At 64.0% G+C, this 18,340-nt stretch carries 20 protein-coding genes and 2 tRNA genes; 18 read left to right on the top strand and 4 right to left on the bottom strand.

Going from position 1 to position 18,340, the window contains the following annotated elements:
* Positions 1–13 precede the first annotated feature (13 nt).
* Positions 14–631, bottom strand: a complete 618-nt coding sequence (locus FHS92_RS11075) for a J domain-containing protein (protein WP_343056720.1) — start codon at positions 629–631, stop codon at positions 14–16.
* Between the two features lie 90 nt (positions 632–721).
* On the opposite strand from FHS92_RS11075, the gene FHS92_RS11070 reads away from it, so the two are divergent.
* Complete coding sequence (locus tag FHS92_RS11070) at positions 722–1,006, top strand: BolA family protein (RefSeq protein ID WP_184080579.1); 285 nt, start codon at positions 722–724, stop codon at positions 1,004–1,006.
* 115 nt (positions 1,007–1,121) lie between these two features.
* Here FHS92_RS11070 and FHS92_RS11065 read toward each other — a convergent pair whose 3' ends face one another.
* Positions 1,122–1,868, bottom strand: coding sequence for a queuosine precursor transporter (locus FHS92_RS11065; protein WP_246351944.1), 747 nt, complete (start codon positions 1,866–1,868; stop codon positions 1,122–1,124).
* Between the two features lie 64 nt (positions 1,869–1,932).
* On the opposite strand from FHS92_RS11065, the gene FHS92_RS11060 reads away from it, so the two are divergent.
* Positions 1,933–2,009, top strand: a tRNA-Arg gene (locus FHS92_RS11060).
* Positions 2,010–2,164: 155 nt separating this feature from the next.
* Here FHS92_RS11060 and FHS92_RS11055 read toward each other — a convergent pair.
* On the bottom strand, positions 2,165–2,605 hold the full coding sequence (locus tag FHS92_RS11055) for an SH3 domain-containing protein (RefSeq protein WP_184080937.1): 441 nt from the start codon (positions 2,603–2,605) through the stop codon (positions 2,165–2,167).
* A gap of 203 nt (positions 2,606–2,808) precedes the next feature.
* Here FHS92_RS11055 and FHS92_RS11050 point away from each other — a divergent pair, with 203 nt between their 5' ends.
* From FHS92_RS11050 to FHS92_RS10975, 16 genes are all read left to right on the top strand, one after another.
* The gene (locus FHS92_RS11050; protein ID WP_184080574.1) at positions 2,809–3,807 is read left to right on the top strand and encodes a 2-hydroxyacid dehydrogenase; all 999 of its coding nucleotides are present in this window, start codon (positions 2,809–2,811) and stop codon (positions 3,805–3,807) included.
* Between the two features lie 66 nt (positions 3,808–3,873).
* The gene (gene hisG / locus FHS92_RS11045) at positions 3,874–4,524 is read left to right on the top strand and encodes an ATP phosphoribosyltransferase (protein WP_184080572.1); all 651 of its coding nucleotides are present in this window, start codon (positions 3,874–3,876) and stop codon (positions 4,522–4,524) included.
* Positions 4,517–5,824: a histidinol dehydrogenase gene (hisD, locus tag FHS92_RS11040; RefSeq protein WP_184080570.1), complete on the top strand. Its 1,308-nt coding sequence runs from the start codon at positions 4,517–4,519 to the stop codon at positions 5,822–5,824. The genes hisG and hisD overlap by 8 nt, the downstream gene beginning before the upstream one ends.
* A 1-nt stretch (position 5,825) precedes the next feature.
* Complete coding sequence (locus FHS92_RS11035) at positions 5,826–6,353, top strand: DUF1993 domain-containing protein (protein WP_184080568.1); 528 nt, start codon at positions 5,826–5,828, stop codon at positions 6,351–6,353.
* Complete coding sequence (gene nusB / locus FHS92_RS11030) at positions 6,350–6,796, top strand: transcription antitermination factor NusB (protein WP_184080566.1); 447 nt, start codon at positions 6,350–6,352, stop codon at positions 6,794–6,796. The genes FHS92_RS11035 and nusB overlap by 4 nt, the downstream gene beginning before the upstream one ends.
* Positions 6,797–6,798: 2 nt before the next feature.
* Entirely contained in the window at positions 6,799–7,716 is a 918-nt protein-coding gene (gene thiL / locus FHS92_RS11025) for a thiamine-phosphate kinase (RefSeq protein WP_184080564.1), read from the top strand.
* A 276-nt stretch (positions 7,717–7,992) separates the two neighbouring features.
* A complete protein-coding gene (locus FHS92_RS11020; protein ID WP_184080562.1) occupies positions 7,993–10,119 on the top strand; it encodes a sodium-translocating pyrophosphatase in 2,127 nt (708 codons plus the stop codon).
* A 274-nt stretch (positions 10,120–10,393) separates the two neighbouring features.
* Positions 10,394–12,355: an alpha/beta hydrolase family protein gene (locus tag FHS92_RS11015; RefSeq protein ID WP_246351943.1), complete on the top strand. Its 1,962-nt coding sequence runs from the start codon at positions 10,394–10,396 to the stop codon at positions 12,353–12,355.
* 64 nt (positions 12,356–12,419) lie between these two features.
* Positions 12,420–13,562 (top strand): 8-amino-7-oxononanoate synthase, encoded by a 1,143-nt coding sequence (locus tag FHS92_RS11010; RefSeq protein ID WP_184080560.1) that lies wholly within the window; start codon positions 12,420–12,422, stop codon positions 13,560–13,562.
* Positions 13,559–14,215 (top strand): dethiobiotin synthase, encoded by a 657-nt coding sequence (gene bioD / locus FHS92_RS11005; protein WP_184080558.1) that lies wholly within the window; start codon positions 13,559–13,561, stop codon positions 14,213–14,215. Before FHS92_RS11010 ends, bioD begins: the two co-directional genes overlap by 4 nt.
* Positions 14,212–15,492, top strand: coding sequence for an adenosylmethionine--8-amino-7-oxononanoate transaminase (locus FHS92_RS11000; RefSeq protein ID WP_184080556.1), 1,281 nt, complete (start codon positions 14,212–14,214; stop codon positions 15,490–15,492). Before bioD ends, FHS92_RS11000 begins: the two co-directional genes overlap by 4 nt.
* Before the next feature lie 98 nt (positions 15,493–15,590).
* On the top strand, positions 15,591–15,839 hold the full coding sequence (infA, locus tag FHS92_RS10995; protein WP_184080553.1) for a translation initiation factor IF-1: 249 nt from the start codon (positions 15,591–15,593) through the stop codon (positions 15,837–15,839).
* 13 nt (positions 15,840–15,852) lie between these two features.
* Positions 15,853–16,425, top strand: a complete 573-nt coding sequence (locus FHS92_RS10990; protein WP_184080551.1) for a Maf family protein — start codon at positions 15,853–15,855, stop codon at positions 16,423–16,425.
* Positions 16,418–17,434, top strand: a complete 1,017-nt coding sequence (locus FHS92_RS10985) for a ribonuclease E/G family protein (RefSeq protein WP_184080549.1) — start codon at positions 16,418–16,420, stop codon at positions 17,432–17,434. The genes FHS92_RS10990 and FHS92_RS10985 overlap by 8 nt, the downstream gene beginning before the upstream one ends.
* A complete protein-coding gene (locus FHS92_RS10980; RefSeq protein WP_184080547.1) occupies positions 17,424–17,627 on the top strand; it encodes a DNA gyrase inhibitor YacG in 204 nt (67 codons plus the stop codon). Before FHS92_RS10985 ends, FHS92_RS10980 begins: the two co-directional genes overlap by 11 nt.
* Positions 17,628–17,679: 52 nt before the next feature.
* A tRNA-Phe gene (locus tag FHS92_RS10975) sits at positions 17,680–17,755 on the top strand.
* 176 nt (positions 17,756–17,931) lie between these two features.
* On the opposite strand, the gene FHS92_RS10970 is transcribed toward FHS92_RS10975, so the two are convergent.
* Positions 17,932–18,270 (bottom strand): integrase arm-type DNA-binding domain-containing protein, encoded by a 339-nt coding sequence (locus FHS92_RS10970; protein ID WP_184080933.1) that lies wholly within the window; start codon positions 18,268–18,270, stop codon positions 17,932–17,934.
* Positions 18,271–18,340: the final 70 nt, after the last annotated feature.

Here is an 18,340-nt window from a genome sequence, read left to right as displayed (position 1 = left end):
GCGCAAAAAGGAATCATGCGAAGGCGGGAGCCTTTCGCAGGTGCGTATAGGCGGCAATAACATCCTGCAACGCCTTTTCGTGGCTGCGGTTGCCGCCATTATGGTCGGGATGATAGCGCCGGACGAGCGCGGCATAGGCGCTGCGAAGCGCCTTGCGGTCGGCATCGACTTCGAGGCCCAGCGCGGACATCGCCTTGCGATCGTCGGGCGACAGCGGTTTACCGTCCTGACGCAGGTCGTTGGCCCGGGCGTGGCGGCGCGCCGCGTCGCGCATCTTGCTGCGGTAGGACGCACTGATCGCGTCGATCGGATCGGTAAAATCGGCCCAGCGGGGCGCGGCTGCGGCCGCGTTGGCGGAAAAGGCGCGGGTTTCCCGTTCCCACCCGGCGAGCGGACGTTGCGCGGCCTCGATCTCGTCTGCGGTCATCCCGGAGAAGAAATTATACCCGGCGTTGAAGGCGCGCACATGATCGAGGCAGAGCCAGCGCCATTGCGGTGGGCCTTCGCCAGCGGGTCGCAGACCTTCGGCGGCGGGTGCGCGGAATTCGCCGGGTTCCGGGCAGCCCTCGACCGCGCAATGGGGCTGCGCATTTTCCACCCGTCCGTGAAAGCGCGGGCGGGGTCGACGCACGCGGGGCTCGTCGGAGGCGGGGTCGTCTTGGAAGGGGTCGGTGGCCAAGGAAGATCTGTCCTGAAATCAAGAACCGCCTATATAGGCGCGATGAGCACAGAATCGAAAGGGCCGGTGGCCACAGAAATCGAAAACCGACTGCGCGCAGCGCTCAGTCCGTCGCATATGGCGGTGATCGACGACAGCGAAAGCCATCGGGGCCATGCCGGGCACAACGGATCGGGCGAGAGTCACTTCACGGTCGAGGTGGTGGCGGAAGCCTTTGCGGGCAAGAACCGCGTCGCGCGGCAGCGGATGGTGAACCACGCACTCGCCGAGCTTTTGGTCGAGCGGGTGCACGCACTGGCGATCAAGGCACGCGCGCCGGGGGAGTGACATCCCGCCCATGCAGGCCTGCGGAACGCGATGATCTGCGCTCCGATGCTCGATAATCCCGTTCCTCGGCTCCGCCTGACCGAAATGTCGGTTGTCCGAATGGGTGCTGTCGTTCTTACACCGCCGCTTTGAACGGCGTGAAATCCGTGTTCTCGTCGTAGATGTCGAGCCCTTCACGACGCTTGAGCGTGCCCACCACCCAGTAGGTAACCGGCGTCAGGATCGCTTCCCACGCCGTTTTCAGGACGAACTGGGCGAGGACCACCTGCGCAAGCTGGTCGATCGGCCAGCCGGGCAGGCCGTAGAAGGCGAGGGGGTAAAAGAGCAGGCTGTCCAATCCTTGCCCCACGATGGTCGATCCGATCGTCCGCATCCACAGGAAGCGGCCTTGTGTTGCCAGCTTCATTTTGGCGAGGACCAGCGAGTTGGCGAATTCCCCCGCCCAGAACGCGATGATCGATGCGGCGACGATGCGCCACGTGCTGCCAAATACGGCTTCGTAGGCGCTTTGGTCGTTCCAGCCTTTCGCCGGTGGCAGGGCGACGACCACCGCGCTCATGAACGCCATGAAGAGCAGAGCGGCAAAACCGGTCCAGATCACGCGGCGTGCGCGGGCGTAACCGTAAACCTCCGTCAGCACGTCGCCCAATATGTAGCTGACGGGGAAAAATAATATTCCCGCGCCGAATGACCATGTTCCGATCAACGGCAGATCGATTTCCGATCGTTTAGCGGCGCCGATGATGTTGGAGAGCAGCAGGATCGCGACGAACGCCGCCATGACGAAGTCGTAATAGCGCAACGGCCGGTTGTGGAGCGCTCCGGCATCGGCTCGTGTAATCGGGGCGGGCTCGGTGGTCATGTTGCCCTGCATATCGTGCTTTTCGCTTCGCGCAATCCGCGCTATGCCGCCCCCGCCATGTGATGGCCCCGTAGCTCAACTGGATAGAGCACCCGCCTTCTAAGCGGGATGTTGCGTGTTCGAGTCACGCCGGGGTCACCAACGGCTTGAGCATATGACGCCCATGCCGGGCTGCGAAGCGCGATTTTCTCCGCTTCGGTGCTCACGACCCATAAGGTCGCGGCGATCCGATGCTCGAAATCCCACTTCTCGCCTCGACCTGAACGCCATCTGCTCAGGCCGTCTCTGGAGCATATTTACTGCACCGCCCCCCACAGGGCGTTGGTGCGGATATAACCGCGCTGGCCGTGCACGTCGAAGCTGCACCATCCCTTGTCGCAGTCTTTCACACGGCCGACCACGCCCGCTTCGACGCGGTAGAGCAGCTTGGTCTGCGTGTCGGGCGCGACGTGCATTTCGGCGATCGGCTGGGTGACGATCGCGGTTGCCGTGTCGCTCAGCAGGCGGACATGCATCCAGCCTTGCGTGCCGGTGGAATCCTCGATCTTGCGCCAGTTGTTGTGGACCTGCACCACCTTCACAGGGAGGTCGCGACGGCGATAGACCCAGTTCGAGGGGAAATCGAGGTCCGGGCCCACCCGCATGCGCGCCTCGCTGGCTGACAGCGACGCCCAATACGGCACGGTCTTGGTATCGCCCGCCTGCGCGGGATCTGTTGTCATGATGCCGGTCGTCATGATGAAGGTACTTGCCAGAACCAGCGCTACCCCCTTGGCTTTCGATCGCATCGTCGCTGTCCAGTTATTGTTCATGCTCGCCCCCGCTGCGCCGATACAGGATAGCGACCGACGCGGGGGGTATTCAACCCCGTTATGGTCATCAACCGGATCCGTGCCATAATATCTTGACCTCGCCGGAGAGGGGGCATAGCGCGAACGGTATGGCTCGACGACCCAGACCTGCCCGCCCTCGCATTATCGTGACCCGGCGACTGCCCGCCAACGTCGAAGCGCGGATGGCGGAATTGTTTGATGCCCGGTTCAATCCGGACGACCGGCCGATGGATCGCGCTGCGCTTGCCGCTGCCATGGCGGATTGCGATGTGCTGGTTCCGACGGTGACGGATCATCTGGACGCGGAGCTGATCGGCGCGGCGCCGGAGCGGCTGCAACTGATTGCGAGCTTCGGAAACGGGGTCGATCATATCGACCTGGCGGCGGCGCGTGCGCGCGGGATCATCGTCACCAATACGCCGGGCGTGCTGACCGAAGATACCGCCGACATGACGATGGCGCTGATCCTCTCCGTCCCGCGCCGGTTGGCGGAGGGCGAGAAGGTGATCCGCTCCGGAACATGGGGCGGGTGGTCGCCTTCGGGCATGCTTGGCCACTGTATTGGCGGCAAGCAACTTGGCATCGTCGGCATGGGCCGTATCGGCCAGGCGGTTGCACGGCGTGCGCGGGTTTTCGGCCTGTCCATCGCCTATCACAACCGCCATCGCTTGCCCGAGAGTGTGGAGGCGGAAACCGGGGCGGTCTGGTATGACGATCTCGACGCGCTGCTGGCCGACAGTGATATCGTATCCGTGCACTGCCCGCTCAACGCCGACAGCCGCGGGATGATCGATGCGGAGCGGATCGAGCTGATCGGCAAGGACGCCTACTTCATCAACACCTCGCGCGGCGAGATCGCCGACGAAAATGCGTTGATAGCCGCGTTGCAGGGCCGGCGGATCGCGGGAGCGGGGCTTGATGTCTACAGCCACGAACCGGCCGTCGACCCGCGTCTGCTCGCGCTGGATAATGTCATGCTCCTGCCGCACATGGGATCGGCCACGCATGAAGGGCGGCTTGCAACGGGCGAAAAGGTGATCGCGAACATCCGCATGTGGGTGGATGGCGACCGGCCGCGGGACCAGGTGCTGGAGGGTTGGATCTGACTTCGCCCGCCGGGTGACGATCCCGCCATTGCCCTTTTGCCCGCGCACCAGTAAAGCGCGGCCATCATGACTGCTCCGCTCATCATTGCACTGCCCAAGGGGCGCATCCTGGACGAGGCCTTGCCGTTGCTGGCGAAGGTCGGGATCGAGCCGGACGCAGAGTTTCACGACAAGAAAAGCCGCGCGCTGCGCTTTGCCACGAACCGGCCTGACACTTCGATCATCCGCGTGCGCGCGTTCGATGTGGCGACCTTCGTGGCGCATGGTGCGGCGCAGATCGGCATCGTCGGGTCTGATGTGATCGAAGAATTCGGCTATTCCGAGCTCTATGCGCCGGTCGATCTGGACATCGGGCACTGCCGTTTGTCGGTCGCCGAGCCGGTCGGGCTGGATGCCGAGAACGAGGCGGCACTGAGCCACGTCCGCGTCGCGACGAAATATCCCAGCCTGACCCGCCGCCACTACGAGGCGCAAGGCATTCAGGCGGAGTGCGTCAAATTGAACGGCGCGATGGAACTGGCGCCGTCGCTGGGCCTGTCGCGGCGGATCGTCGATCTCGTCAGTTCGGGTGCGACACTGAAGGCCAATGGCCTGGTCGAGACAAGCGTCATTATGCAGATTTCCGCACGGCTGGTGGTCAATCGCGCGGCGTTCAAGATGCGCGCGAGCCAGCTCGTGCCGCTGGTCGAGGCGTTCCGGAGTGCGGTGCGTGCTTAGGCTCGATAGCGCCGATGCGGGGTTTGCGGCAGCGTTCGAAACACTGGTCAACGCCCGGCGTGAGGCCGATGCCGATGTCTCGCGCGACGTCAGTGCGATCCTTGCGCGGGTGCGGGCAGAAGGCGACGCGGCGCTCGCCGATTATACGCGGCGCTTCGATGGGCATGATCTGGAGACAACGGGCTGGAGCGTCAGCGCGACCGAGTGCCGGGCGGCGCTCGACGGGCTGTCGCGGGACTTGCGCGATGCGCTGGAACTCGCGGCGACGCGCATCGTCGCGTATCATGAGAAGCAGCGGCCGGTCGACAGTGACAGCGTGGATGGTGCCGGCGTACGGCTCGGTGCCCGGTGGAACGCGGTGGACGCGGCGGGGCTCTATGTGCCCGGCGGACGCGCGGCCTATCCCAGTTCGCTGCTGATGAACGTCATTCCCGCCAAGGTTGCCGGTGTCCAACGGATCGCGATGGTGACGCCCACACCGGGCGGGGAGATCAACCCGCTGGTCCTCGCCGCCGCGCAGATCGCCGGGATTGAAGAAGTCTGGCGGGTCGGCGGCGCGCAGGCGATCGCGGGCCTTGCCTACGGCACGCAGCGTATCCGTCCAGTCGACGTGATCGTGGGGCCGGGCAACGCCTGGGTGGCGGAAGCGAAACGGCAGCTTTACGGTGTGGTCGGCATCGACATGGTGGCGGGGCCATCCGAGATCGTGGTGGTAGCGGATGGGCGTAACGATCCGGACTGGATTGCCGCTGACCTCCTGAGCCAGGCCGAGCACGACCCGACCAGCCAGTCGATCCTGTTCACCGACGATGCGCGGTTCGCCGATGCGGTTGCAGATGCGGTGGAGCGACAGCTTGCCGAACTCTCCACCCGCGAAACGGCGACGACGAGCTGGAACGCCAATGGCGCGATTATCCTCGTGCCGACGCTCGATGTCGCCATGCCGCTGGTCGATGCGCTGGCACCCGAGCATCTGGAACTGGCGGTGGACGATCCCGACACGCTGTTCGCGGCGGTACGCCATGCCGGATCGGTGTTCATGGGCCGCATGACGCCCGAAGCGGTCGGTGATTATGTCGCGGGGCCAAACCATGTCTTGCCGACCGGGCGGCGCGCGCGTTTTTCCTCGGGCCTGTCGGTTCTGGATTTCATGAAACGGACGAGCTTTCTGCAACTCGACAACGGCGCATTGCATGCCATCGGTCCGGCGGCGGTGGCGCTGGCGACCGCAGAGGGACTACCGGCCCACGCAGCCAGCGTGGCCCGGCGACTGGTTAACCACCATGGCAAGGAAGACTGACATGGCTATTTCGCTCTACGATGCCACGATCCCGTCCTACCTGCAGATCCTCCGCGCCACGGCCGCCACCATTGACAAGGCGGAGGCGTTTTGCGCGGAGAGGGGGTGCGATCCCGCTGAATTGCTGGGAACCCGCCTGATCGAGGATATGTTTCCGCTCGCCATGCAGATCAAATGGGTGTCCACCCATTCCCTTGGGGCAATCGAGGGAGTGCGCGCGGGTTCATTCTCACCCGATCGCACCGCTCCGGCGCAAAGCTTCGCGGAATTTCGGGAGGAGATCGGACAATCGGTCGCCGCACTCGAAGCGATCGACCGGGAAGAAGTGGAAAGCTTCGTCGGCCGCGACATGCTTTTTGTCGCGGGGGAACGTAGGCTGGAGTTCGCCGCCGAAAACTTCCTCCTGTCCTTTTCCCTGCCCAATTTCTATTTCCACGCAGCGACCGCTTACGACATTCTTCGACACAAGGGCGTACCTTTGGGCAAGATCGATTTCCTGGGCAGGCCGCGCATCAAGGCACCTTCATGACCGAGCGCTCCCAATCCCGCTCTGCCGCGCGGCTTGCCGCTGTGCAGGCACTGTATCAAAAAGATATGGAAGGCACGCCGCTGCCGGTATTGCTGCATGAATTTCATCAGCACCGGCTGGGGGCAACGATCGAGGACGTCACCTACGCCGATGCAGAGGTAAGCTTCTTCGATGACATCGTCGCGGGCGTCGATGCCCGACGCGAGGAGATCGACGGGCTGATCGCGGGCAAGCTGTCGAGCGGCTGGTCGCTGGAACGGCTGGACAAGCCGATGCGGCAGATCTTGCGTGCCGGAAGTTATGAGTTGCTGGCGCGGATCGATGTGCCAACCGCCACGGTTATTACGGAATATGTCGACGTTGCCCATGCCTTTTACGACAAGCGCGAAGCGGGCTTTGTGAACGGGCTGCTCGACGCAGTGGCGAAGGCCGTGCGGCGCTGACCATGAGCGGCGAGGGTGATTTCATCGCCCTGATGCGCGCGCTGGCAACCGGCCCGGCGGCGCGCGGATTGATGGACGACACCGCGGTTTTGAACCGGCCCGCTGGTCCGCTGGTGTTGACCACCGACACACTGATCGAAGGCGTCCATTACCTGCCCGATGATCCGCCCGAGGATGTGGCTTGGAAGCTCGCGGCGGTGAACCTCTCGGACCTCGCGGGCAAGGGCGCGGCACCGGTCGGGTGCCTGCTCAACTACAGCCTGTCCGGGGATGGTGCGTGGGACAGAGCCTTCGCGCGTGGTCTGGACGAAGTGCTGGGGATGTATGCCATGCCGTTGCTGGGCGGTGATACGGTGCGCATGCCCGAGGGTGCGCCGCGCAGCCTGACGCTGACGGCGTTGGGTGGGGTAACCGGTAAACCTCCCGCGAGGGACGGGGCACGCCCCGGCGACGTCCTCTACACAACCGGTCCGGTCGGCGATGCGGGCGCGGGGCTTCGCCTGCTGCAGGCAGGCAGCAATGGGCCTGCCGAACTGATCGCCGCCTATCGCCGACCCCGGCCGCGCATGGCGGAGGGGCGGGCACTGGGGCCACTCGCAACGGCGATGATGGATGTGTCCGACGGGCTGCTGATCGATGCGCAGCGTATGGCGGCGGCGAGCGGGGTGGCGATCCGGATCGAAGCCGTGCCGATGTCCACCGCGCTGGTAGCGCTGGATGGCGAGAGCATGGACGCCCGGCTGGCGGCGGCCTGCGCCGGTGACGATTATGAACTGCTGGTCGCCTTGCCACCGGACACTTCCCCACCCGGGGGCGTAACGACGTTTCGCGTGGGAGCCGTGATGGCGGGTGCGGGCCTTGCGCTGATGCTCGACGGTGCGCCGGTGCCGCTGCCTGCCACGCTGGGTTACGAGCACTAGGACGGACCCCGCCCGCGCTTAACCGCTTGACGGCGCGATTTGGGCCGATAGGTTCCTGTTCAGAAATGCGAGCCGGGGTCGGGAGGGGTGCCTGTGACCGTACTGTTACGCAATGCTGATCACTGTCGCGCGGATGCTGGTCATCCGGCCTTTGCCCTTCGCCCCCGCTTCCAGAGATTCTGCCGCGCCAACGCTGCACGGCCAAAAAGGATTATCGCCCGTCTGTCCCCGGCGGAGCGGCAACAATGAATCCACAACGGGGGAGAGGAACAGTTCATGACCATAGTATTGATTGCCATAGGGTGCGGCGTGCTCGCCGTGCTCTATGGGCTCTTTACCAGCCGACAGGTGCTCAGCGCCCCGGCCGGTAATGAAAAAATGCAGGAAATTGCCGCCGCCATTCAGGAAGGCGCGCAGGCTTATCTCGGGCGGCAATATCGCACGATTGGGCTTGTCGGCGTGGTTGTCGCGGTCTTGGTGTTCGCCTTTCTGGGCGTGACATCGGCGATCGGTTTCGTGATCGGCGCGGTACTTTCCGGTCTCGCCGGCTTCATCGGCATGAATATTTCGGTGCGCGCCAATGTGCGTACAGCCGAGGCGGCACGGACGAGCCTGCAAAGCGGGCTGACCGTGGCGTTCCGCGCAGGTGCGATTACCGGCATGCTGGTGGCGGGTCTCGCCCTGCTCGCGATTGCGTGCTTCTTCTGGTATCTGACCGGCCCGGCAGGCCATGCGCCCGATGACCGTCTGGTGATCGACAGCCTGGTTGCGCTGGCGTTCGGCGCATCGCTGATTTCGATCTTCGCGCGTCTGGGCGGCGGAATTTTCACCAAGGCGGCGGACGTCGGCGCGGACCTTGTCGGCAAGGTAGAGGCAGGCATTCCCGAGGATGACCCACGCAACCCGGCGGTGATCGCGGACAATGTCGGCGATAATGTCGGCGACTGCGCAGGCATGGCGGCCGACCTGTTCGAAACCTATGTGGTGACGGTCGGGGCAACGATGGTGCTCATCGCGCTGCTGGTGAAGGGGTTGGACAGCCTTGCCCTCATGCAATTGATGGCCCTGCCGCTCGCGGTGGGCGGGATCTGTATCATTACCTCGATCATCGGCACCTATATGGTCCGTCTGGGCGCAAGCCAGTCCATCATGGGCGCGCTCTACAAGGGGTTCTGGACGACGGCCGTTCTCTCGGTCGGCGCGATCTATTATGTGACGCATCAGGTGCTCGGCGACATGAACACCGTGTTCGGCGCGGATCTCGACGGCGTCGGCGGCTATACCGGCATGGCGCTGTTCTGGTCGATGATGGTCGGTCTGGGCGTCACCGGGCTGCTGGTGATGATCACCGAATATTATACGGGCACCAATTATCGTCCCGTCCGCTCCATCGCCAAGGCGTCGGAAACGGGCCATGGCACGAACGTGATCCAGGGGCTGGCGATCAGTCTGGAAGCGACCGCGCTGCCGACGCTGGTGATCTGTGTGGGCATCATCATCGCCTATCAGCTGGCGGGCCTGATCGGCATCGCCTTCGCCGCGACGTCGATGCTGGCTCTCGCCGGGATGGTTGTCGCGCTCGACGCTTATGGGCCGGTGACCGATAATGCGGGCGGTATTGCCGAAATGGCGGGCCTGCCCGACGATGTCCGTACGCGGACGGATGCGCTCGACGCGGTTGGCAACACCACCAAGGCGGTGACGAAGGGTTACGCGATCGGATCGGCGGGCCTGGCCGCGCTGGTGCTGTTCGGCGCCTATACGCAGGACCTCAATTACTATGGGTCTGCGCTGGGACTGACCGAACCGGTCAATTTCAGTCTGGAAAATCCCTATGTGATCGTCGGGTTGTTGCTCGGCGCGTTGCTGCCCTATCTCTTCGGAGCGATGGGCATGACGGCGGTCGGCCGTGCGGCCGGTGACGTGGTCAAGGACGTGCGCGACCAGTTCGCCAACAACAAGGGCATCATGGATGGCACCAGCCGCCCGGATTATGCCCGGACGGTGGACCTCGTCACCAAGGCGGCGATCAAGGAAATGATCGTCCCGAGCCTGTTGCCTGTGCTCGCCCCGATCATCGTCTATTTCGCGATCCGGGCAATTGCGGGCGCAGCGAACGGCTTTGCGGCGCTCGGAGCGTTGCTGCTGGGCGTGATCGTCTCCGGCCTGTTCGTCGCCTTGTCGATGACCAGCGGCGGCGGCGCGTGGGACAACGCCAAGAAATATATCGAGGATGGAAACCATGGCGGCAAGGGCAGTGAGGCCCATAAAGCCGCTGTAACGGGCGATACTGTCGGTGACCCGTATAAAGATACCGCTGGTCCTGCCGTTAACCCTATGATAAAGATAACAAATATCGTGGCTCTGCTGCTCCTCGCAGCACTCGCGCACGGGGGAATGTAAGATTGGGAGTGCGGGGGGGGTTGACCTCTTCGTCCGGTGGATGGCGTATGCTGTTCCCACGATGGAGAGGCTTGTCCGCTCCGCCCTCGCATAAGGCTCAAAGAGCAAACCGAAGCCCATGAGCGTTCGGGTCGCAGCCCCGTCGGATCGGAAACGATCCGGCGGGGTTTTTTTGTCCGTCACCGGCTCGATATCCGTCATTCCGGAGGCATCCCCCGATTGTCTTGTGTGTCGCCGATGTTAAGGGAAGAATATCGTTTGGGGGCAATCGACTATGAGAACGAAGAGCGTGACGGGCCGTCTGGCACTGTTGGGGATGATGAGTGCGGCTTTCGCGCTCCAAGGCGGCATGGCAGCGGCGGATCCGCCCGCGCAAACGACGGTCGCGAAAGCCAGTCCGCTTCCTGTTGAGGCCTTCGCCGAGCTGCCGACGCTGGAAAATCCCGTCCTCTCGCCTAACGGGCTGAGTTATGCGGCAAAGGCCGCCATCGGCGGCAAGCAGATTGTCGTCATTCAAAAGGCGGGGAAGCTCGCTGTGGTCAATTTAACCGACATTGACCTGCGGTGGCTGCGGTGGGTCAATGATGACTGGCTGATAGCCGGTCTGGGCAATACTGCACCTGTCGAAGGCGAGAGCTGGTATCTGACCCGGGTCGCGGCCATCTCGGCGGATGGCAAGACGATCAATGTGCTGGGGAAGAAATTGGCAGCCCAGCATGCCGACGACGTTCTGTGGATCGCGCGCGACGGCTCGCCGCGTATTCTTCTTTCGCTCCAACAGTCGATCTACAGCAATAGCGAGGATTTTTGGCCGTCCGTGTTTGAGGTCAACGTGTCCGACGGCAAGATGCGCCAGGTGGTCAAGCCACGGGAAACGGTCATGGACTGGTACGCCGATGCGAGCGGCTGCGTGCGCATGGGCTATGGCTATCGCGACCTGAGCCGGACTGCGCGTTTGTTGGCGCGCCCGGATTGCCGTTCCAACTTTCGCGAAATCGACCGGGCAAACCTGCGCAAGTCGGAAAGCCTGATCGTGCCCGATATCTTTCTGGCTGATACGACAAAGGCGATTGTCGTTGCGGCTCCAGAAGGGTTTGCTGGGGTGTATCACTACGACCTGTCCAAGCTGGAACTGGGTGAGAAGCTGTTTTCCGTGGACGGATATGATGTCGATGCGGTTGCGAGCGACGAAGCGGGTTCAGCATTGGGAGCCGCGTTCTATACCGACCAGCGGTCGCGGGTGCAGTGGTTTGATCCGACAAGGGCCGAGGTTCAGGCCGATATCGACAAGGCCGTTGGCCCGGCCAGGACCGCGACCATCGTGTCGAGCAGCCGCGATTTTTCCAATATGCTGGTCAGTGTTGGCGGACCCGATCGGCCGCCGACCTATTATTTCTATAATATCAACAGCGGACGGATGACACGCATTGACGCAACCTATCCGCAACTGAGCAAGGTGCCGCTCTCCCCGGTAAAGACGATCCGGTACAAGGCGCGTGATGGCCAGCAGATTGAAGCTGTGCTTACTGTGCCCCGAGGGCGGGATACCAAATCCTTGCCGTTGATCCTGATGCCCCATGGTGGCCCGGCGGCGCGCGACAGCGAGGGGTGGGACTGGATCGTCCAGTTTCTTGCAAACCGGGGTTATGCCGTGCTGCAACCCAATTATCGCGGTTCGACCGGTTATGGCCGCGCGTTCGAAAAGCTCGGCGACGGTCAATGGGGTCTTGCCATGCAGGATGACCTGAACGACGCGGTGGATTGGGCGGCGAAGGAAGGGATCGTCGATCCCGCGCGGGTGTGCATCGCGGGCGCCTCTTATGGAGGCTATGCGGCAATGCGCGGCGCACAACGGGACGGCGGGCGATACCGCTGCGCCATTTCCTATGCGGGCGTGTCCGACCTGAACGGTATGTTGCGGTACGACTCTCAATTCCTCAACGGCGGCCGAAGTAGCGACGGGTGGCGTGAATATGCGCCCGACACCCGCGCCGTCTCCCCGCTCAATTTTCCGGAGCAATTTTCCACGCCGATCCTGCTGATGCACGGCAAGAAGGATCTGCGCGTTCCGGTTTCGCAATCCCGTAAAATGGCGGACAAGCTCAAAAGCGCGGGTAAGCCCTATATCTATATCGAGCAGCCAGAGGGCGATCACCACTTCTCGCGGCAGGCGGACCGGCTCCAGTTCCTGAAGGAAATGGAAGCGTTCCTGCAGAAATATAATCCCGCCGGATAGGGCCGGGCGTGGCTCGACCGCCTAACCGCTAGGAAATCCTCCGACGTGGATTTATAGCGGCGGGATGACGTCTCTTTCCCCTTATGCCGCGCGGCTGGCGGCGCTCGACCGGCGGGACCGGTTGCGGCGGCTCGCGCCGCGTGCGGGGATCGACTTCTCGTCGAATGATTATCTGGCGCTGAGCCGGGACCCGGCGATTGCCCAGGCGGTGAGCGGTGCGCTTGCGCGCGGGGTGCCGCTGGGGTCCGGAGGGTCGCGGCTGCTGCGCGGTAACGCACCCGAACATGTCGCGCTGGAAGAGCAGGCGGCGGCATTTTTTGGGGCGGATGCGGCATTGTTCATGGCGAACGGGTTCGTGGCGAACCTCGCCATCCTGAGCGCGTTGCCGCGCCCCGGCGACCTGATCGTCGCCGATGAACTCGTCCATGCCAGCATGCATGACGGTATTCGGCAATCGAAGGCGCACAGCGTCTTCGTGGCGCACAACGATGTGCAGGCCTTTGCCGACGCGATTGCGGGCTGGCGGGCAAAGGGCGAGACAGGCCGTCCGTGGATCGTCGCGGAAACGCTGTATTCGATGGATGGCGACTGTGCCCCGGTGGACGCGCTGGCGGCGATCGCTGCGCGGCATGACGCGATGCTGATGCTCGATGAAGCGCATGCGACGGGCGTGTTCGGCGCAGGCGGGCGTGGAATAGCCGCGCATCTGGAGGGCGCGGACAATCTGCTTACGCTCCATACCTGCGGCAAGGGCCTGGGCGTGGAGGGTGCGCTGGTTTGCGGCCCGCAATTGCTGATCAACACGCTGGTGAACGCCGCGCGCCCGTTTATTTTCTCGACCGCTCCTTCGCCGCTGATCGCCGTGGCGGTCGGCGCCGCCATCCGACGCTGCGGCGAGGGAGATGAACTGCGGACCCGGCTTACCCGTTTGCGGGACCATGCCGGACGGACGATCTGCGCGCCGCTGGGCCTAGCGATGCCGGTGAGCCAGATCATTCCGGTCGTGCTGGGCGGTGATGGGCGGACCATGGCCGTCGCCGCGGCCTGTCAGGCGGCGGGTTTCGACGTTCGCGGTGTTCGTCCGCCCACGGTGCCCGCGGACACAAGCCGGTTGCGGCTTTCGCTGACCCTTAATATTACGGAAGACGATATTGACAGGCTGGCGGCGACATTGTTGCCGCTGGTACAAGGGGCGGAAGCGGCATGACGAAAGGCGTTCTCTGCGTTACGGGGACCGACACTGATGTCGGCAAAACCGTTGTTTCTGCGGCCATCGCCGCCAGTCTCCCGGGTGCGCTCTACTGGAAGCCGGTGCAGGCAGGTCGTGACCCGATGACGGACAGCGAGAGGGTAGCGCAATGGGGGGCGGTGCCGGCCGAACGAATTTTGCCGGAGGCCTATAATCTCTCGACGCCCGCGTCCCCGCATCTCGCGGCGTTTTTCGACGAGGTGAGGATCGATCCCGAGCATCTCTATCTGCCGAAGGTTTCCGGGCCGCTGGTTGTCGAGGGTGCGGGCGGAGTACTCGTGCCTTTGAGCGAGACGTTCCTGCAGGTGGAGATGTTCGCGCAGTGGCAGGCGCCGGTTCTGCTGGTGGCCCGCACAGGGCTGGGGACCATCAACCACAGCCTGCTCAGCATCGAGGCATTGCGCGCGCGCAGGGTGCCGGTGGCTGGCATCCTCTTTTCCGGCGAAGCCCATGCTGAGAACGAGCGCGTCATTCCGAGAATTGCGGATGTCCGGAGCTTCGGCCGTCTGCCCCTTTTGGACAGGATCGACGGCGCGAGTCTCGTCGCGGCCGCGCGCGACCATATCGATATCGCCGGTCTGGCGCAGGTGATTGGAGTGGAGGCCGGGTGACCGCCGGTTCGCCGGTCTGGCATCCCTTCACGCAGCATGGCCTTCGCGAGCCGATCCCCCTGATCGCGCGGGGGGAGGGCGCTGTGCTCCATCGCGCGGATGGCGGCACGCTGATCGACGCGATATCGAGCTGGTGGGTCATTACGCACGGCCATTGCGAACCCCGCATCGCCGCCGCGATCGCCGAGCAGGCGGGGCAGCTCGATCAGATGATCTTCGCGGGTTACACGCACGAACCGGCCGAGCGGCTGGCGCGCTCGCTGGTGCGGTTGGTCGGGGAGCGCCTGACCGACGGTGCTCCGCTCAGCCGCGTGTTCTATTCGGACAGCGGATCGACGGCGGTGGAGGTCGCGCTGAAGATGGCGCTGGGTTATTGGCACAATCGGGGCGAGGCGCGGCACCGCATCCTCGCGCTGGAGCACAGCTATCATGGCGACACCATCGGCACCATGTCGGTGGGCGAGCGGGGCGTGTTCAACCGTGCCTATGCGCCGTTGCTGTTCGACGTGGAGGTGATCCCGTTCCCGCACGGTGACGCGATCCAGCCGACGCTGGATGCACTGGAGGCGGCGTGCCGGGCGCCGGATGTGCCCGCCGCGCTGATCGTCGAGCCGCTGGTGCTGGGCGCTGGGGGAATGCTGTTCTATCCCGCGCTCTTGCTGCGGCGGATGGCGGAGATCTGTGCGCACTACGGCGTTCTGCTGATCGTTGACGAAGTGATGACCGGCTGGGGCCGGACGGGCACGTTGCTGGCGTGCGAGCAGGCGGGGGTGACGCCCGACATCCTCTGCATGGCCAAGGGGCTGACCGGTGGTGCGGTCGCGCTCGCCGCCACGCTGGCGCGAGAGGCGATTTTCGAAGCGCACCTGTCTACCGACCGGGCGAAGATGTTCTTCCACTCCAGCAGTTTCACCGCGAACCCGATCGCGTGCGCGGCGGCAAACGCGAATATCGCTATTTGGGACAGTGAGGATGTGATTAGCCGGATCGGGGCGGTCGGCGCGGCGATGGACGAGGGACTGGCGCGCCTGTCGGACCGTTCTGTGCTGGAAAATCCTCGGCGCATCGGGGCTATCGCGGCGGTCGATCTGCGTGCTGCTGCCAACGGCTATTTGTCCGAAGTGGCGCCGCTGTTGCGCGCGTTTTTTCTCGATCGCGGACTGTTGCTGAGGCCGCTCGGGAACACCATCTACGTCATGCCCCCTTATTGCACCACGCGTGCGCAAATGGGGCGGATATTCGACGCCATCGGCGACGCGGCAGATCGGTTCGGCTGAGCCTTCTCGTTCCCGCGTTTTCCTCATCGCAACCGCACGCTTTTCATTTGCCCGGTTTGCGTCTATGGCGGCGCCAATTCGAGATCATTCGGGATATTATGGCAAAAGAAGAACTGCTTGAAATGCGCGGAACCGTTGTGGAATTGCTTCCCAACGCGATGTTCCGTGTGAAGCTGGAAAACGACCACGAAATTCTGGGTCACACCGCAGGCAAGATGCGCAAGAACCGCATTCGCGTCCTGGTGGGCGACGAAGTGCTCGTCGAGCTGACCCCTTATGACCTGACCAAGGGTCGCATCACCTATCGCTTTATGCCCGGTCGCGGCGGCCCCGGGTACAGCAGCTGAGCGAGGGCCGCGTATGCGGCTGATCCTCGCGTCCGCATCGCCGCGCCGGGTGGACCTGCTCGCGCAAATCGGTGTCGTGCCCGATGCCATCGACCCCGCCGACATCGACGAGACACCACGCAAGGACGAGCCGCCTGCGCACTATGCTGCGAGGATGGCGGCGGAAAAGGCGCGCATCGTCGCGGCTCGGCACCCCGGTGCGCTGGTGCTGGCGGGCGACACGGTGGTGGCCGTAGGGCGGCGCATCCTGCCCAAGGCGGAGGATGAAGCGCACGCCCGGTCCTGCCTTTCCTTGTTGTCGGGACGGCGGCATCATGTGCTGTCGGCCATTACGCTGATCGACGCGGAAGGGCGTGCGCGCCATCGCCTGTCGGACAGTATCGTGACGTTCAAGCGGCTGGAGGCACAGGAAATCGATGCCTATATTGCGTGCGACGAATGGCATGGCAAGGCAGGCGGCTATGCGATCCAGGGCAGGGCGGCGGGCCTGATCCGGGCGCTTTCGGGCAGTCACTCAGGCGTCGTCGGTCTCCCTCTTTATGAAACGCGCGTCCTTCTAAGCGCGGCAGGATATGTTCATGGCTGAGTGGTTGTACGAGGAAGGCATCGGCGAAAGCCGCGCGGCGCTGGTCGACCACGGCCGCATCCTTGAGGCGCTGATCGAGCGGGAGGGCAAGCGCGCGCTTGCCGGAACGGTGGCGCAGGGGCGTCTGGTCCGCACACTCATTCCGAAGAAGCGTGGCATCGTCCGGCTCGAAAGCGGAGAGGATGTGCTGATCGAGCCGATCCCCCCGAAGACCGCGGAAGGGGGCCTGCTGCTGGTCGAGATCACCCGCGAACGGATTGCCGAAGCCGGCACGGAAAGCAGCCGGGACAAACTCGCGAAGGGGCGGGCGGCTCAGCCCGGAATCAAGGCGCACCCCGGACCGAGCCTGCTGCAGCGCATCCGTGCGACAGGTGTGCCGGTGCGGCCGTGCCCCGCGCATGAAGAGGACGCCCTGGAGGCGCATGGCTGGGGCGAGCTGATGGAACAGGCCCGCAGCGGCGAGGTCGGCACCGAGGCGGCGGCGCTGCGCATTTTCCTGACGCCCGCAATGGTGCTGATCGACGTCGATGGCTCCCTGCCGCCCGCACAACTGGGGCCGAAAGGCGCAAAGCTTGCCGCCATCGCCATCCGCCAGATGGGCCTTGCGGGATCGATCGGCATCGACCTGCCCACCATGAACAACAAGGACGAACGGGCGATTGCCGCCGCGCAGATCGACAAGGTCCTGCCGCTCCCCTTCGAGCGGACAGCGGTCAATGGCTTCGGCTTCATCCAGATCATCCGCAAGCGTGAGCGGCCGTCGCTCATGGAACTGCTGCGCGAAGATCCGGTTCTGAGCGCCGCGATGGCGTTGCTGCGGCGGGCCGAGCGCCATGACGCCGGGAACGCAGGCGCGGGCGGCGCGGTCATTCTTACTGGCCATCCGGCGGTGATCGATCGCATCCGACGCGCGCCGGACTGGATCGAGCGGCTGGAAAAACGCCGGGGCGGCAGCGTGGAGCTGCGCGCAGACGCTACCCTGGGAATGGAGGCAGGTCATGCGGGTTGAACGCGCGAACGAACGATGCCCGCTGTGCAAGAAGCCGACCGCGGCAGAGTTCGCGCCGTTTTGCAGCCGCGCCTGCAAGGATCGCGACTTGCTGACATGGCTGGGCGACGGCTATCGCATTCCCGGCAAGCCGGTCGATGACGATGAACTCCAAAAAAGCAGCGATTATGGGGTAGACAGCACCGAGGAGTGATGCTTATAGCGCACGCTCCGATCCGCGACGGGCACCCGCCCATCGCGCTCATGCCCGGGTAGCTCAGTTGGTAGAGCATGCGACTGAAAATCGCAGTGTCGGCGGTTCGACTCCGTCCCCGGGCACCATATTTTCAATGACTTAGCGATGGTTTGATGCGCCTGCGCGGTCCGCTGGGGCAACAATGGGCAACAGGCTGTAGGCGATGGGTTTGCGGGTGAGTTTACAATTAGAGCAAAATGCTGTGGAACAACCTGTATCTAACGGCCGAGTGTAACACCTAGCATCAGTAGAGCTGCCCGCGCTACCGGCGGGAGGACCGGTTCGATCGCTGCATTGCCGTCAGCGAAGTTTTCCAAATCATGTCTTTTTCGCCTGCATGAACAACTGCGCAGCGAATCTGGTGGATGCGCGCAGCCATTGCCGGGTCTATGCCCTCGTCGACCTGCCACAAGATCTCGACCATCTTCTCGCGCGCGCGCGCAAGCGAGGTCTGCGGATAGCCGCCGAGCCCCAAGCGCCGCTGCTGAGTGCCGAAGCGATAATTGGCGGACCAACGCCGTTGCCCATTGGGCGAAACGCGGATCGAGAGGCCCGGCAGCGTCGTATCACGTACCTCGTAACGCCGCCCGCGCCGTTTCAGCTATCGATCAGTTTGACGGAGAGAGCCTGTTTCATGATGCCACTCTTGTTCGATTATGGCGGCGTAATAA

This window comes from Sphingobium subterraneum (assembly GCF_014199435.1).
Classification (GTDB): domain Bacteria; phylum Pseudomonadota; class Alphaproteobacteria; order Sphingomonadales; family Sphingomonadaceae; genus Sphingobium; species Sphingobium subterraneum.
Note: the sequence above shows the minus strand (reverse complement) of the source record. Positions and strands in the feature narration are given on the sequence as shown.

Coding starts and splice junctions, on each gene's coding strand:
- FHS92_RS11065 (WP_246351944.1), bottom strand. CDS start 1,868: ATGACCACCGAGCCCGCCCCGATTACACGAGCCGATGCCGGAGCGCTC.
- nusB (WP_184080566.1), top strand. CDS start 6,350: ATGACCGAGCGCTCCCAATCCCGCTCTGCCGCGCGGCTTGCCGCTGTG.
- hisG (WP_184080572.1), top strand. CDS start 3,874: ATGACTGCTCCGCTCATCATTGCACTGCCCAAGGGGCGCATCCTGGAC.
- FHS92_RS11070 (WP_184080579.1), top strand. CDS start 722: ATGAGCACAGAATCGAAAGGGCCGGTGGCCACAGAAATCGAAAACCGA.
- FHS92_RS10985 (WP_184080549.1), top strand. CDS start 16,418: ATGGCTGAGTGGTTGTACGAGGAAGGCATCGGCGAAAGCCGCGCGGCG.
- FHS92_RS11015 (WP_246351943.1), top strand. CDS start 10,394: ATGAGAACGAAGAGCGTGACGGGCCGTCTGGCACTGTTGGGGATGATG.
- FHS92_RS11050 (WP_184080574.1), top strand. CDS start 2,809: ATGGCTCGACGACCCAGACCTGCCCGCCCTCGCATTATCGTGACCCGG.
- FHS92_RS11055 (WP_184080937.1), bottom strand. CDS start 2,605: ATGACGACCGGCATCATGACAACAGATCCCGCGCAGGCGGGCGATACC.
- FHS92_RS10990 (WP_184080551.1), top strand. CDS start 15,853: ATGCGGCTGATCCTCGCGTCCGCATCGCCGCGCCGGGTGGACCTGCTC.
- FHS92_RS11035 (WP_184080568.1), top strand. CDS start 5,826: ATGGCTATTTCGCTCTACGATGCCACGATCCCGTCCTACCTGCAGATC.
- infA (WP_184080553.1), top strand. CDS start 15,591: ATGGCAAAAGAAGAACTGCTTGAAATGCGCGGAACCGTTGTGGAATTG.
- bioD (WP_184080558.1), top strand. CDS start 13,559: ATGACGAAAGGCGTTCTCTGCGTTACGGGGACCGACACTGATGTCGGC.
- thiL (WP_184080564.1), top strand. CDS start 6,799: ATGAGCGGCGAGGGTGATTTCATCGCCCTGATGCGCGCGCTGGCAACC.
- FHS92_RS11010 (WP_184080560.1), top strand. CDS start 12,420: ATGACGTCTCTTTCCCCTTATGCCGCGCGGCTGGCGGCGCTCGACCGG.
- FHS92_RS10980 (WP_184080547.1), top strand. CDS start 17,424: ATGCGGGTTGAACGCGCGAACGAACGATGCCCGCTGTGCAAGAAGCCG.
- FHS92_RS11020 (WP_184080562.1), top strand. CDS start 7,993: ATGACCATAGTATTGATTGCCATAGGGTGCGGCGTGCTCGCCGTGCTC.